Here is a 14,991-nt window from a genome sequence, read left to right on the forward strand (position 1 = left end):
GACAGATCCCTTCGTGGCCGACGAGTTGCGTGCGTCGCCCCGCCCGCTCCCCGGTCCGCACCCTGGGGAATGAGGGCCGGTCGGCGGTGCGGGGTGGCGCGTTCATACCTGACACCCGGGCGCGGGTGGCGGAACATCGGGCGCACCCTGGCGAACCCTGGCGAATAGTCGCCAGCCCTATGACAGGGGGCTACTGTCAACTCAGCCGAGAACCTGGGGGCTTAGACGTGACCGGACAAACCAACACCCGCCTGGCGGACCTCTTCGGCCTGGCCGGCTGGTCCAAGGGCGAACTCGCGAGACTCGTCAACCGGCAGGCGGCGGCCATGGGCCACCCCCAGCTGGCGACCGACACCTCGCGGGTGCGGCGCTGGATCGACCGGGGCGAAACGCCCCGCGATCCCGTCCCCCGGGTGCTGGCAGCACTGTTCACCGAGCGACTCGGCCGTGTCGTGACCATCGAGGACCTCGGGTTCGTACGACACGGGCGCGCCGGGAAGCGGCAGGACGTCAGGAAGACGGAGAACCCTGACGGGCTGCCCTGGGCACCCGATCGTACGGCGGCGGTCCTCACCGAATTCACGGGAATGGACCTCATGCTCAACCGACGCGGCCTGGTGGGCGCGGGTGCCGCGCTCGCCGCCGGTTCCGTACTCACCAACGCCATGCACGACTGGCTGCAGACCGACCCCTCCCGCAAGGGCGAGGCTCCGCGGGCCACCGATCCCCTCCACGCCGACCCCGCTGGGTTCGACCGCTACGAGGCCGCCCCCATCGGGTCGGAGGAGATCGAGGCCCTGGAGCACTCGGTGGAGGTGTTCCGTGCCTGGGACGCCTCCCGGGGCGGCGGTCTCCAGCGCAAGGCCGTGGTGGGCCAGCTCAACGAGGTGGGCGGCATGCTCGCCTACCGCCATGCCGACCACCTCCAGCGGCGCCTGTGGGGCGTCGCCGCCAACCTCGCCGTCCTCGCGGGCTGGATGTCGCACGACGTGGGCCTCGAACCCACGGCGCAGAAGTACTTCGTCATCGCCGCCCACGCGGCCCGCGAGGGCGGCGACCGGCCCCGGGCCGGCGAGGCGCTCTCCCGCGCCGCCCGCCAGATGGTGCACCTGGGCCGACCCGACGACGCCCTCGACCTCATGAAGCTCGCCAAGGCCGGCGCGGGCGAGCGGCTGCTGCCCAGGACCCAGGCCATGTTCCACACGATCGAGGCCTGGGCGCAGGCGTCGATGGGACGGGGCCAGGCCATGCGCCGCACGCTCGGCGAGGCCGAGGACCTGTTCGTGTCCGACCGGCGCGACGAGAAGCCCAGCTGGATGCAGAACTTCGACGAGGCCGACATGCACGGCATGCAGGCCCTCGCCTACCGCACCCTCGCCGAGCACGACCCGGCCGCCGCCGTCCCGGCACAGCGCCACGCCAAGCTGGCCATCGAGCTCCGGCACGGCGGGCACGAGCGGTCGAAGCTCTTCGACCACATCTCCCTCGCCTCGGCCTGCTTCATCGCCGACGATCCGGAGCAGGCCGACCGCTACGCCCGGCTCGCCCTCATGTCCATGGGCGACACCTCGTCCCACCGGACCTGGGACCGGCTGCGCGAGATGTACCGGCTCACCGGCCAGTACGCCGGCTACTCGCGGATCGAGAACCTGCGCGAGGAGATCGAACTGGCCCTGCCCAGGTCGCCGGTCAACCGGCCGCGGACCGGGCAGGCCTGAAAGGCCCGCACCGCGGTACGCAGTCCTGAGGGTACGAACGGTCCTTGGGGAAACGAAGGGCCGGGGCACGGAACGATCTGCGGGCAGGGCCAGGCCGGCTCAACGGCCGACCCGGACTCGGCGGGCAGGGCCCGGACGGCTCAGTGGCCGACCCGGACCACCATCACGCAGGCATCGTCCTCGCGCTGCTCCTCGCCGAACTCCTCGACCACCGCGCGCACCCCGTCCTGGGCGTCCCGCGCCCCGGAGAGCCGCGGACCGAGAGCGAGGAGGCGCCGCGCGCCGGTGTCGTCCCCGAGGCCGCCGCCCGCACCGCTGCCGCGGGTCAGCCCGTCGGTGTGCAGGACGAGCACGTCGCCGGGGAGCAGCCGGGTCCGGCCCTCGCCGTACACGGCTCCGGTCGTCGCCCCGAGCAGCACGCCCTCGGGGCGGCGCAGGACGTGCCCCGTCCCGTCGCGGAACAGCAGCGGGGCGGGGTGTCCGGCCTGCGCCCAGGTCACGGTCTGGGCGACGGGGTCGTACCGGCAGCACATCGCGCTGCCGAGCGCGGGCTGTACGGAAGTCTCCAGGAGCTGGTTGAGGTGCCCCATCAGGGCGGCGGGCCGGATCCCGGCGACGGCCATCCCGCGCAGCGCGCCGAGGAGCATGGCCATGGAGGAGGTCGCGGCGACGCCGTGGCCCGTCAGGTCGCCGACGGTGAGCAGCGCGTCCCCGTCCGGCAGCGCGAGCGCGTCGTACCAGTCACCGCCGATCAGTCCGGGGGTGGCGGCCGGCAGGTAGTGGGCGGCCACGTCCAGCGGGGCGGGGCCGTCGTGCGCGAAGCGGAGCGAGCCCCGCCACGGCGGGAGCACCGCCTCCTGGAGCTCGACGGCGACCCTGCGCTCGGTCTGCTCGATCCGGCGGCTGCGCTCCAGGCTGTCCCGGCTCTCGCGCACCGCCCGCTGGCTGCGCCGCAGTTCGCTGACGTCGCGTAACACGGCCCACATGGAGGCCGTGCAGCCGTCCGAGTCGAGCACCGGCTCGCCGGTCATGTGCACCGTGCGCACCCGGCCGTCCGTCCGCACGATGCGGAACTCGCCGTCGATCGGCTTCCCGTCGATCAGGCAGTCGGTGACCATGGCCTGGAGGACGGACTGGTCCTCGGCGAAGACCATCGAGGGCATCTCGTCCAGTGACATCGGACCGCTCTCGTGGGCGCGTCCGAAGATCTGGTACAGCTCCTCCGACCAGCTGACCTCGTCCGTCAGCAGGTTCCACTCCGCGCTGCCCACCCGCGACAGCAGCGAGCCGGTGCGCGGCGGTGCGGCGCGTCCGTACGCGGCTCCGGGGTCCGATGCGAGCGTCGCGTCGAGCGCGCCGTCGAATCCCGCGTCGAATCCGCCGTCGAGTCCGCCGTCGAGTCCGCCGTCGAATCCGACCTCGGCACCGGGATCGGCCCCGGGAGCGGTCTCGGGTACGAGCTCCGCCGGGACGCCGGCCCGCAGCTGGCCCAAGTGGGCGCCGAGATCGTCCAGTTGGTGTACCGCGAGGTCGCACAGGGCTCGCTGCCACCGCTGCTGCGGATCGTCGTCGTCCGCCACGGCGTCCCTGCGCACGGCGTCGACCTCGCCGCGCAGGCGGCGGGTCTGGGAGATCAGCGCGTCCACCGCGCCCGGCTCCGGCGGTTGAGCGGGGCGGTCCGCGAACAGAGGGGACGGCATGACGAACTCCGATGCAGGCGGGGCACGGCCACGTGTGAAGGGGAGGCCCGGATACGACTGTTGCACAGCACGGGACGGCCCGTAAGGGATTTGGCAACACTCGATCCGGTGGTGCTTCCGGCATATGTCAAAGGCCCAGCGAATATCGGCCAGGGCCCGACGCGTTACGGTGCTGGGGTGGTGAACGACGACGGGAACGGCACGGTGGGCACGTACACGGCGGTCACGAACGGGCCTGGTACGCGCGCGGCAACGAGACCGGCGGACAGGGGAACGGGCGCTCGCGCCACGGGAACACGTACGACGGCGACCGGGCCCGTCGGCGCGCCCGGCGCGGGTGCGGCAGAGGACGGCGGTGCCACCGCCGTGGCTGCGGCATGGGACGGCGGCAACACCGGTACGGCCGCGATGAGAGCTGTCGGCGACACCGCCGTGGGCGCGGCGCGGGGCGGGGGCGACAGTGCCGTGGGTGCAGTGCCGGGTGTCGGCGGTACGGCCATGGGTGCGGCACGGGACCACGGCACCCCCACCATGGGTGCGATGCGGGGCGGCGCCGCTGCCACCATGGGTGTGATGCGGGGCGACGCCGCCGTCGCGGCCATCGGTACCGCGCTGCTGCTCGCGGCCGCGCCCGCCGGACGGGGGCGGGCCATGGACGCCGCGTCGGTGCTGCCGGCGCTGGCCGCCGTACCGCCCGGGGTGCTCACCGGCACGACCACCGCGACCGTCGTCGAACTCGCGGACCCGCTCGACCCGCAGACCGTCCTGACCCGCCTGCGCGCGGCGGCGGCGAGCCCCGGCCCGCTGGTCGTCTGCCTCGCCGGCCAGCTCCACCTCGACCGGCGGCAGGAACTGCCGCACCTCGCACTCGCCCGCACCACCCCGGCCACCCTCCGCTACACGGCGCTGCCCTGGCACTGGCTCGCCGGCGAACTCGGCGTACGGCGGCCAGGCACCACGACCGTCGTCGCCGACCTCGTCGCAGACCCCGACGTGTGGCAGCGCCTCACGGCCGTACCCGAACTGCTGCACCTCGGACCCGGACCCCTCCTCTACGGGCGGGTGACACCCGCCCCGCGCCGGGGCGAGCCCGCGACCCCCGACTACCTCCGCGCCTGGGCGGAACTCTGGCGCTCCGGCGCCCGGCTCCCGCACGCCACCCTCCACGCGGAGGCCGCCGCCGGCACCGCCCCGGCCACCGCGGAGTCCCGGTTCCTCGCTCCCGCGCCTCCGCCCGCCGCCGTCGTGCCGGACGACCCGCACCCCGCCATCCTCGCCGCCGCCATGGCCGGGCGGCACGGAGAGGCCGCGGCCGTGGCCGCGGCCTGGGAACACGAGGCCCTGCGCCGCCACGGACCCCACTCACCCGAGGCCGTGCACTGGACCGAGGTGCGCGCCGACCTCGCCCGGCTCGCCGGCGAACCCGCCCGCAGCTGCGAACTGTGGCTGGCCGCCGCCGAGGCCCGCCTCGCCCTCCGCCAGCGTCCCGACGACCCGGACGTCGAAGGCGCCGTCGACCGCGCCCACCACCAGTGGGAACAGATCACCGACCCCGCCCGCGCCCGCGCCCTCGGCCCCACCCTCGTCACCCTGCGCCACCGGGTCCCCGGCCGCCAGCCCGGAGCCCTCGCCGCCCTGACCCGCCGGATGGGCTGACCGGGACCTACGGTCCGGTCGTCCGCCTCACCGGATGGGCCGACCGTGACCGCGGGCCCGCGGGTCCCGTCCCCGTTCCTGTCCCCCTCCCCGTCCTCCCCGCCCTCCCCGGCCGTGTCCCTGGCCCTGCCCCCGTCCTCGCCTCCGCCTCCACCCTCGCCCTCGCCCTCGCCCTGAAAGGTCCCAGCCCACGTGACCTCGCTCGCCACCGCCCAGCGTTCGCTCGCCGATCCGTCCGTACGCCATCCGCTGTGGCCGCCGCTGACCCGGGGCTGTCCCGTCACGTCCACGAACGAGGTCGCGTACCCGCTCGACATCGACTACGCGTACGACGAGGTGCCGGCCGATCTGTTCACCCGCCCGGCCTCCCACGGCCTGGAGCGGTGGGCGCCGCTGTTGCCGCCGCTCGCGGCGCCCGGGCTCGGGGAGGGGAACACCCCGCTGGTCGAACTCGGCGACGGGGTGTGGATCAAGGACGAGTCCCGCAATCCCACGTGGAGCCACAAGGACCGCCTGAACCGGGTCGCCGTCAGTGCCGCCGTCGCCTCGGGCGCGCGCGGGATCGTGGTGTCCTCCTCCGGCAACCACGGCGCGGCGGCCGCCGCCTACGCGGCCCGCGCCGGACTGCCCTGCGCCGTGTTCACCTCCCCGGACGCGCCGCCCGCCGTCGCCTCCCACCTCCGGGCGTACGGAGCGACCGTGCTGACCGTGCCCGTCGAGGCCGTGCGTCCGCTGATGCGCCGGATCGTCGACGAACTCGGCTTCCAGAGCGTCAGCAGCGTCACGGACAGCGCCCACACCGGACACCCCTTCGGGCCCGAGGGGTACAAGACCCTCGCCTACGAGATCGCACTGGACCTGGGGCGGGCCCCGGCGGCAGTCCATCTCCCCACGGGGTACGGGGAGTTGCTCTTCGGCGTGGCCAAGGGGTTCCAGGAGCTCGTCCGGCTCGGCGTCACCGACTCCGTCCCCCGGATGTACGCGACCGAGCCCGCCGCGGCCGGCGCCCTCACCGAGGCCGTGCGCACGGGCAGGCCCGTCGCCCGGGTCCCCGTCGGACCCACCACCGCCTACGCGATCGACTGCGAGATCAACAGCTACCGGGGCGTGCTCGCCGTCCGCGAGTCCGGCGGCGCCGCCCGCACGGTGACGGACGAGCAAATGGCCGCTGCAAGCGCTGAGTTGGCCTCCCAGGGCCTCTGGTGCGAGACGTCCGCCGCCGCCGGCCTCGCTGGTCTCCGCGCGCACGGACCCCGCGAGACCGATGGTCCCGTCGTCTGCGTCGCCACCTCCAGCGGCTACAAGGACGTCGACACCGCACGGCACAGGTACGCGCCGACGTCCCCGGACTGGACCTCCATCAAGGCCGCGCTGACCGACGGGGACAGTGACATCGACACCGACACTGCCTCCGACATTGGCAGGAAGCAGCAGGACAGTTGAGGGAGAGCGGGGGACAGAAGGGCGGGCGACGGGAACGCGTGACGGGCGAATCGGGTGCGGGTGCGGGCGCGGACGCCGTGGACGAGGTCCGCGAGTGGGACGCGCGGCTGGGCTGGGCGTTCGGGCTGATCGCCGCCGACGCGGAGGAGCGGACCGAGGCGCTGGTCCGGCTCGCCGAGGCGCAGCGGAACGTCGGGGACGCCGCGCGGCGGTTCAACGAGGTGGGGCGCGCGACGTCGCCGCTCGGCGGACCGGCGCAATGGCGGGATCCCGGATTCCTCGACGCCTACGAGGCCTACCGCGAGGCGGGCAGGCACGTACTGCCCGATGCGCTGTGGAACCGGCGGCACGACGACGTCACGACGTGGCCGGGACTGCCGTACGCCCTGCTCTTCCTGGAGTGGGAGGCCCGGTTCCCCGTCGAGTGGACCCGCCACGCCAAGAAGTGGGGCACGAAAGAGCTCCTCCTGCGGGAGGTGGCGGTGCCCGGCCACTCCCACCCGGTGAGGGCCAAGCTCACGGACCTCGTCGAGACGGTCGTCCTACGGCCGTACCGCTGCAAGGACCGGGAGTACGTGCGCGTCGCCCGCGCCGTCGGGGGCGAGGACCTGCGCGCGAGGCTGGAGACCGCCGCCGGCTCCGGCGAGCCGTGGGCCCGACGGCACGCGGGGTACGTCCTGTGGCTCCTCGACCGCCCCGACGTGCCCAACTCGGTCCACGTCTGGCAGACCTGGCTCGCCTCCGACGCCGAAGGGTGAGACCGCCGCCTGCCAAGTGCCGTTCATTCCAGTCCCGTTCAGCCCAGCCCAGCCCTGTTCAGCCCGGTCCCGTCCAGCCCGGTTTCGTCTCGTCCAGCCCGGTTTCGTATCGTCCCCTCTTGTACCGCACCGCCGTTCCCCGGATCCGCACAGCCGGGTTCCGGGTCGGCCGTCAACGCTTCGTCGCAGGGGAATACACCGATGAACACGCAGCAACAGCCGCCCATGTCGTCGCCGTCGCCGTCGTCCTCGCCGTCTTCATCGACGTCGGCGGCCGAAGCAGGGCGCACCGGCAGGGAGTCCGTCCGCCTGGGTGCCCTCGTGCCGTTGACGAGGCCCGGCTGGGTGGAAGCGGGACGGCATCTGCTCGCCGGGCTCGAACTGGGTGTTCGCGACGTCAATGACGCGGGCGGGATCGGCGGCGTGCCGGTGGAGCTGGTGGTCCGGGACACCGCGGCCGACCCGGAGCGGGCGGCGGCGGCCGTGGACGAACTCGCGGGACTGGGGGTGGCGGCGGTGGCGGGCGAGTACCACAGCGTCGTCGCGCGCGCCGCCGCCGCCCGGGCGGATGCCCTCGGTGTGCCGTTCCTCTGCTCGTCCGCGGTGCTGGACGCGCTCACCGAGGAGCCGGCGGAGTGGGTCGCGCGCCTGGCCCCGGCGCAGTCCCACGGCTGGCGGGCGTACGCGGACTTCCTGCTCGGCGAGGGCCGGGGCAGGATCGCCGTGGCGACCCAGCCCAGCGTCTACTGGGCGTCGGGGACCCGCATCCTGCGCGACCACCTCGCTGCCCGTGGGGGATCCGTCGTCGAGCTCGACGCGAACGCCCTCACCCCGGAGGCTCTGTGCGACGCGGTCGCCGACCACGGCGCGAGGGCGCTGCTCCTGCTCGTCGGTCATCCGGAGCCGGCAGTTCCGATCGTCAGGGCCGTCCGCGGCGACCGGCGGCTCGCGGAGGTCCTGATCGGCGCTCCCGCGGGGCAGCCGGAGTTCGCCGGATGGGCCGCGGCGCTGGGCGAGGACGGTGCCGGGATCCCGTTCCTCAGCTACCTGCCCGAGCACCCGGGGCCGCTCGGCGAACGCGTCGGCAAGGAGCTCCGCGAGCGGCTGGGAGAGACGCCGTCCTTCGTCGCCTTCGAAGGGTGGGACACCGTCACCGTCCTTGTAGAGGCGCTCCGTTCGAGCGACGGCGCGGACCGGGCGGGCGTCGCCGCGGCGTGGCCGCACGTGACGGTCGAGGGCACCCGGGGCCCGATCCGCTTCTCCCGCGCGCCGGGCATCGGCGTGTGGCAGTGGGTCTGGCCGCCGGTCCGGATCGTCGACCGCGACCCGGCGGACCCCGAACGGCTCCGGATCCGCCACACCGGCTGACCGCGCCGGGGCGTCCGGAGAGAGGGAATGCGCGCACGTACAGGCGAGTTGACGATCACATGACTCAAGGTCCCGCACCCCGCATCCTGTCCGACGACGCCCTGTCCGAGCTGCTGAGCACCCAGCAGTTCGGCACGCTCGCCACCATCAAGCGCAGCGGCCACCCGCATATGACCACCATGGTCTACAGCTGGGACGCCGACGAGCGCGTCATCCGGTTCTCCAGCACCGCCGACCGCGTCAAGGTCAAGCAGCTCCGGCGCGACCCGCGGGCCGCCCTGCACGTCCCGGGCGGCGACGTGTGGTCGTTCGCCGTGGCCGAGGGCGAGGCCGAGGTCTCGGACGTGACGACCACCCCGGGCGACGCGACCGGCCGCGAGCTGCTCGCGATGATTCCGGACGCCGCGAAGCCGGAGGACGAGGACGCGTTCCTGGAGCAGTTGGTCGCCGAGCGCCGCGTGGTCATCCGGCTGAAGGTGTCCCGCCTGTACGGGACGGCACTCGACATCGACGTCTGAATCGACGTCTGAGACCGTCCGAGAGCGTCTGTGCCCGACGGACACCGCCCCGACGGACACCGCCCCGAGGGGCCGCGGTCGCGCGGTGGGCGGTGCTTGACCTTGACACGGTGACAAGGTCTTCACTGCTCGCCGAGGAGGTGGTCTCGGTGACGGTCACGGGACAGGTGCAGGACACGGGACAGGTACAGCACACGGGACAGGTTGAGGACACGGATGTGGCGGGCGCGCTCAGGGGGCTCGAAGACGGTTCCTCGTCGGTGCGGCTGCGGGCCGCGCTGGCGGTGGGAACGGCGCCCGACCCGCGCTTCGTCGGCAAGCTCGTCGAGCGGTGCGCGGTCGAGCCCGAGTTCTTCGTCCGCGACATGCTGACGTGGGCGCTCACGCGCCATCCGGTGTCGATGACGCTCCCCGAGATGCTCCGCGAGGTCCGCTCGGAGCGGGCGCAGGCACGGAGCCAGGCGCTGCACACGCTGTCCAAGATCGGGGACCGGCGGGCCTGGCCGGCGATCACCGGGACGCTGCTGACCGACGCCGACGACGACGTGGCACGGAGCGCCTGGCGGGCCGCGGTGGTGCTCGTACCGGACGGAGAGGAGTCCGCACTGGCGGCGGTACTGGCGACACAGCTCGGGCGCGGCGAGCGGGAGACCCGACTGAGTCTCAGCCGTGTGCTGGTCGAGCTGGGCGAGGCGATCGTGCCGGCGCTCCACGACGCGGCGTCGCACCCCGACCCGGACGTGCGCGCGCACGCGCTCGCCACGGAGCGGCTGCTCCGCGACCCGGACACCGGATTCGGATACGCGATCGAAGAGGCCAAGCGTGTCGTCGCTCTCGGGGGCGCCGGCCAGGAGGGACCATAGGGCGTGTTGATCGGTGAAGTGGCGCGACGGTCCGGGGTCAGTTCCCGCATGCTCCGGCATTACGAGTCCCTCGGCCTGGTGCGGCCGTCCGGTCGTACGGGCTCCGGCTACCGCGAGTACTCCGGGGACGACATCCGGCGGATCTTCCACATCGAGAGCCTGCGGTCACTGGGTCTCTCGCTGCGGGAGATCGGGCGCGCGCTCGACGATCCGGCGTTCACGCCCGCCGAGCTCGTCGGCGACCTCGTCCTCCGGACACGGGAACGCATCGCCGCCGAGACCGAGCTGCTCACCCGGCTGCACCGGATCGACGCGGCGGACCCCGCCGGCTGGGAGGACGTCCTCCAGGTCGTCGCGCTGCTCCAGGCCCTGGGCTCGCCGAACGCCGACGCCCGCCAGCGCGCGGCCCTCGCCTCCGCCGACGACGTGCCGCTGCCGGTGGAAGCGCTCGTCGAGGCGGTTCTCAGCGAGACGGACACGAACGTCGCCGGAGCCCTCCGGTGGGCGCTGGCCCGATCGGACGACGGAGGCCCCGCACTGCTCGCGCGGGGCCTCGACTCACCGATGGCCGCGGTGCGGGACCGGGCCGTCCGCTCCCTCGCCGAGCTGTCCGGCGCCGAGGCCGCCGCGGCGCTGCACGAAGCCCTCGCGCACGCCGACCCGGCGGTCCGCGGCCACGCGGCCCTCGCCCTCGGCGCGCGCGGGGAGCCCGACGCGATCCCGACCCTCATCGACATGATCGTCGCGGGACGGAACGACACCGAAGCCGCCGACGCCCTCAGCGTCCTCGCCGCCGACCCCGCGACGGAGAACCGGATCGCGACCGGCCTCGTCGACCGCCTCGCCCACGACACCACCGAAGCCCCCGCCCGCGCACGCCTCACCCAGGCACTCGCGTCCGTACCGGGAACGAAAGCGACCCGCGCGCTCGTGGCCCTGTCCCACGACGACGACCGCGCCGTCGCCGTCACCGCGACCTACCTGCTGGGGCTGCGCGACGCACAGTGACGTTCGGGAGGTCGCGCCGACCGTGCCCCGCCGGAGACGCCATGGGCGGAGCGGCTCAGGCCTCGGACGTCGCGGGGAGGACGACGCGGATACCGAACTCGTAGGTTCCGGTCGCCTGGGCGATGGCTACGAAGAGGTCGGCGAAGTGTTCCTGGCCGCGTGCCGTGGCGATGGGTCCGAGGTCGAGGAGCGAGTCGTGCGGCCAGCCCAGGTCGGTGAGGAGGCCGCGGACGACCTGCTTGGCGACCGGGTCGTCGCCCGAGAGGAAGACGGTGCTGGGACCGTCGAGGGAGTGCGGGGCGACCATCACGCCGCGGTCGATGGTGGAGAAGGTCTTCACGACACGGGTGTCCGGGAAGGCCCGCTGGATCTCCTCGCCGAGGCTGACGACGGGGTGGGACGGCGTGCCGTCCGGCAGGAAGCCGACGGCGACGTCGAGCAGGACCTTCCCGGCGAGTGCGGGCGCCCCGACCGTGTCGAGCAGGGCCACGGAGGCCGTACCCGGAGTGGCGTTCACGACGACCTCGGCGTGGGCGACGGCCGTGGCCGAGTCCTCGATCCGTAAGCCGGCTGCGACGAGTTCCTTCAGCTCCGTGAGGAGCGCCGGGTCGTCGGGTCGCCGCGACCCCAGGATCACGTCGTGGCCGCCACGCGCCCACGCCGTCGCGAGTGCCTGTCCTACATGTCCTGTTCCGAGAATTCCGATGCGCATGACGCCCAGCGTGCCGGGTCGCACGTGGCAGCCGCCTCGGGCCCGGAACCGAGGAACCGTCGGTCGATGGTCCTAGGTCACGTCTTTCCGATCCCCGGATCGTTGGTTGCCGGACCCTTGTTCGACTCGGTCATTGATCGACGGGGCGTCCCAGGGCGCCCCGACCGTCGTGCGGTCACCGCCTCTCGCACTTGCCTGACAAATGCGGGACCTGGATCGGACACTGATGACCTACGCCTGACGCGACGGCTTCGGGCGGCGATGCGGTGCCGGCCTCAGGAACGAGGGAGGCGAAGTGACGGGGGTGCGGATTTGCCGGGAGCGGGTAATCGGGGTCTGTCGAGGGGTGCGCTGATCAGGCAGCGGGCGCAGGCGCGGTTCGTGGGTCGGCGGTCGCAGTTGGCGCTGTTCACGGAGAACCTGTCGAAGGACCCGCAGGCTGAGGAGGATCCGGCGGAGTTCCTGTTCCACGTGCGTGGGGTGGGCGGAGTGGGGAAGTCCACGCTGCTGCGGCAGTGGCAGGAGGCGGCCAGGCGTGCGGACGCGGTGACGGCCGTGGTGGACGAGAACGACGTCCACGGGGTGCAGCAGGCCTTGGTCGAGCTGGCAAGGCAGTTGGCGGAGCAGGCCGGCCCGTGCAAGGAGTTCGACAAAGCGGTCGAGCAGTTCCGGCGAGACCAGGCGGCCCAGGCGGATCCGATGCCCGCGGAGGGCGAGGTGTCGGTGTCGAGCCGGGTGGTGACGCAGGCCGCCCTGGGAGCGGTGTCGCTGGTGCCGGGGGCCGGAGTTGTGACGGCAATGGTGAATCCGGATGCCGCAGCCCAAGGGTTGGACCGACTCCGATCGACCTCCCAGGCTCGTGCCCGGCGGCGCGGGGCCCGAGGCGAGGAGGCGGACGTGAGCCGGGCTTTCGTCGCCGAGCTGGACCGGTTGTGCCGTCGACATCGGTGGGTGGTGCTGTTCTTCGACACGTGGGAGCAGACTGCCCAGTACCTGGACGGCTGGCTCCTGAGTGTGCTGGAGGAGGAATTCGGTGCGGTGCCCGCGAACGTCATCGTGGTACTGGCCGGCCGGGACGAACTCGCCGAGCGCGAATGGGCATCGCTGCGGGCGCAGGTGGTGGACGTTCCCCTGGACGTCCTGACCGAGGCCGAGACGCGCTCGCTGCTCACCGCGCGGGGCGTCACGGATCCGGGTGTGACGGAAGCGGTACTTCGGCTGTCGATGGGACTGCCGCTGCTCGTGGAACTCCTCGCCCTGGCCCACCCCCACACGGCTGAGGACGTGGACGCGGACGGGGACCTCGCGGACGTGGCGGTCGAACGGTTCGTGCAGTGGATCACGGACCCTGAGCAACGCGAGGCCGTACGGGCGTGCGCGCTGCCCCTGCAGCTGAACGAGGACGTCTTCGCCGCCGCCGCCGGACCTGGCCGAGAAGGGCTGTGGCAGTGGCTGTGCGGGCAGCCGTTCGTCAGCGGCCGCGGCGGCTTCAAGCACTATCACGCGGTGGTCCGCGCCAGCATGGTCCGCCAGGAGCGCACTCGCTCCCCTCAGGGCTGGGCTTCCAGGCACCTGCAGCTCGCCGACACGCATGCCGTCTGGCGAGCCACGGTCGAGGACCGAATCCCCGAGGCGAAGCGGTGGCAGGACCCTGAATGGCGCCGCCACCGCCTGGACGAGACGTACCACCGACTCTGCGCCCACCCCGCAACACACCTCACGCCCGCACTCGAACAGCTCGTACACGCTGCGGACCAGGACGTCGCTGTGCTGCGGCAATGGATCGAGACGCTGGAACAAGCCGCTCGTGACACCACCGACGGAACCCTACTCACCTGGTCAGAGCGCCTTCGGGACGGTCTGGTCGGCGACGAGCCCGAGTTCACCTGTCTTGGCATCCTGCTCTCCCACAGCGATCTGAGCGCCGAGATCAAAAGCTGGGCCCACACCTACCGTGGCGTGCTCCTCTACTTCTGCGACCGGGACGAAGACGCACTCACCGAGTTGGACCGCGCCCTCGCGCAGAATTCCCGCAACGCCCGTGCCTGGGCACGTCGCGGCGAAGTCCATCGCTGGCTCGGCCACCACGACGCAGCGGTCTCCGACCTCACCGCGGCACTCGAGATCGAGCCCGGCGACGGCTGGGCCCTCGGCACCCGCGGCCAAGCGCATCGGCAGGCCGGTCGATTCGACGAGGCTGTCTCTGATCTCACTGCCGCACTTGAGCTCGACCCCACCTATGTGTGGGCGCTCGGCAGCCGTGGAGAGGCGCATCGGCAGGCGGGCCGGTTCGACGAGGCTGTCTCTGATCTCACTGCCGCACTTGAGCTCGAGCCCGGCGACGGCTGGGCCCTCGGCACCCGCGGCCAAGCGCATCGGCAGGCCGGCCGGCTCGACGAGGCTGTTTCCGATCTCACTGCCGCACTCGAGCTCGACCCCACCTTCGCCTGGGCCCTCGGCACCCGCGGCCAAGCGCATCGGCAGGCGGGCCGGTTCGACGAGGCTGTCTCCGATCTCACTGCCGCACTCGAGATCAACCCCACGGACGCCTGGACCCTCAGCACGCGCGCAGAGGTATACCAACAGGCCGGCCGATTCGACGAAGCCGTCTCCGATCTCACTGCCGCACTCGAGCTCGACCCTACCTACGTGTGGGCCCTCAGCAGCCGTGGAGAGGCGCACTGGCAGGCCGGCCGATTCGACCAGGCTGTCTCTGATCTCACTGCGGCACTTGAGCTCGATCCCACCTTCGCCTGGGCCCTGGCCCACCGTGGAGAGGCGCATCGGCAGGCCGGCCGGCTCGATGAGGCTGTCTCTGATCTCACTGCGGCACTTGAGCTCGATCCCACCTTCGCCTGGGCGCTCGCCCACCGCGGCCAAGCACACCAGCAGGCCGGCCGATTCGACGAGGCTGTCTCTGATCTCACTGCCGCACTTGAGCTCGATCCCACCTTCGCCTGGGCCCTGGCCCACCGTGGAGAGGCGCACCGGCAAGCCGGCCGGCTCGACCAGGCTGCCTCCGACCTCACTGCCGCACTCGAAATCGACCCCACCTACGTGTGGGCTCTCGGCAGCCGTGGAGAGGTTCACCGGTGGGCCGGCCGATACGACGAAGCCGTCTCCGATCTCACTGCGGCATTTGAGCTCGATCCCACCTTCGCCTGGGCCCTGGCCCACCGCGGAGAAGTACACCAGCAGGCCGGCCGATACGACGAAGCCGTCGCCGACCTCACTGCCGCACTCGAGA

At 72.9% G+C, this 14,991-nt stretch carries 11 protein-coding genes; 9 read left to right on the plus strand and 2 right to left on the minus strand.

Translation table 11 applies throughout. From position 1 onward, the window contains the following. Window positions 1-227: 227 nt before the first annotated feature. Window positions 228-1,718 (plus strand): hypothetical protein, encoded by a 1,491-nt coding sequence (locus tag ACFCY7_RS13245; protein WP_376484057.1) that lies wholly within the window; start codon window positions 228-230, stop codon window positions 1,716-1,718. Window positions 1,719-1,858: 140 nt separating this feature from the next. Here ACFCY7_RS13245 and ACFCY7_RS13250 read toward each other — a convergent pair whose 3' ends face one another. Beyond that, complete coding sequence (locus ACFCY7_RS13250) at window positions 1,859-3,418, minus strand: PP2C family protein-serine/threonine phosphatase (protein WP_376484059.1); 1,560 nt, start codon at window positions 3,416-3,418, stop codon at window positions 1,859-1,861. Between the two features lie 564 nt (window positions 3,419-3,982). Between ACFCY7_RS13250 and ACFCY7_RS13255 the strand changes: the two genes are divergently transcribed. The 7 genes from ACFCY7_RS13255 to ACFCY7_RS13285 all read left to right on the plus strand — a co-directional run bounded on the left by ACFCY7_RS13255 (window position 3,983) and on the right by ACFCY7_RS13285 (window position 11,032). Beyond that, window positions 3,983-5,074, plus strand: a complete 1,092-nt coding sequence (locus tag ACFCY7_RS13255; RefSeq protein ID WP_376484143.1) for a hypothetical protein — start codon at window positions 3,983-3,985, stop codon at window positions 5,072-5,074. A 192-nt stretch (window positions 5,075-5,266) separates the two neighbouring features. After that, window positions 5,267-6,517, plus strand: coding sequence for a pyridoxal-phosphate dependent enzyme (locus ACFCY7_RS13260; RefSeq protein ID WP_376484061.1), 1,251 nt, complete (start codon window positions 5,267-5,269; stop codon window positions 6,515-6,517). 38 nt (window positions 6,518-6,555) lie between these two features. Further along, entirely contained in the window at window positions 6,556-7,275 is a 720-nt protein-coding gene (locus tag ACFCY7_RS13265) for a hypothetical protein (protein WP_376484063.1), read from the plus strand. A 225-nt stretch (window positions 7,276-7,500) separates the two neighbouring features. Next, the gene (locus ACFCY7_RS13270; protein WP_376484145.1) at window positions 7,501-8,643 is read left to right on the plus strand and encodes an ABC transporter substrate-binding protein; all 1,143 of its coding nucleotides are present in this window, start codon (window positions 7,501-7,503) and stop codon (window positions 8,641-8,643) included. A 59-nt stretch (window positions 8,644-8,702) separates the two neighbouring features. Beyond that, the gene (locus tag ACFCY7_RS13275; protein ID WP_376484065.1) at window positions 8,703-9,161 is read left to right on the plus strand and encodes a TIGR03618 family F420-dependent PPOX class oxidoreductase; all 459 of its coding nucleotides are present in this window, start codon (window positions 8,703-8,705) and stop codon (window positions 9,159-9,161) included. A 110-nt stretch (window positions 9,162-9,271) separates the two neighbouring features. Beyond that, complete coding sequence (locus ACFCY7_RS13280) at window positions 9,272-10,024, plus strand: HEAT repeat domain-containing protein (protein WP_376484067.1); 753 nt, start codon at window positions 9,272-9,274, stop codon at window positions 10,022-10,024. Between the two features lie 3 nt (window positions 10,025-10,027). Next, entirely contained in the window at window positions 10,028-11,032 is a 1,005-nt protein-coding gene (locus tag ACFCY7_RS13285) for a HEAT repeat domain-containing protein (RefSeq protein WP_376484069.1), read from the plus strand. Window positions 11,033-11,087: 55 nt separating this feature from the next. Here the strand turns inward: ACFCY7_RS13285 and ACFCY7_RS13290 are convergent, their stop codons facing one another. Next, complete coding sequence (locus ACFCY7_RS13290) at window positions 11,088-11,744, minus strand: NADPH-dependent F420 reductase (protein ID WP_376484071.1); 657 nt, start codon at window positions 11,742-11,744, stop codon at window positions 11,088-11,090. Between the two features lie 399 nt (window positions 11,745-12,143). Here ACFCY7_RS13290 and ACFCY7_RS13295 point away from each other — a divergent pair. After that, window positions 12,144-14,991 (plus strand): tetratricopeptide repeat protein (locus ACFCY7_RS13295; RefSeq protein ID WP_376484074.1); only part of this gene is annotated, 2,848 nt, incomplete at its 3' end.

The sequence above is a fragment of the Streptomyces sp. NPDC056361 genome, from assembly GCF_042262805.1.
In the GTDB taxonomy this organism is placed as follows: Bacteria; Actinomycetota; Actinomycetes; order Streptomycetales; family Streptomycetaceae; genus Streptomyces.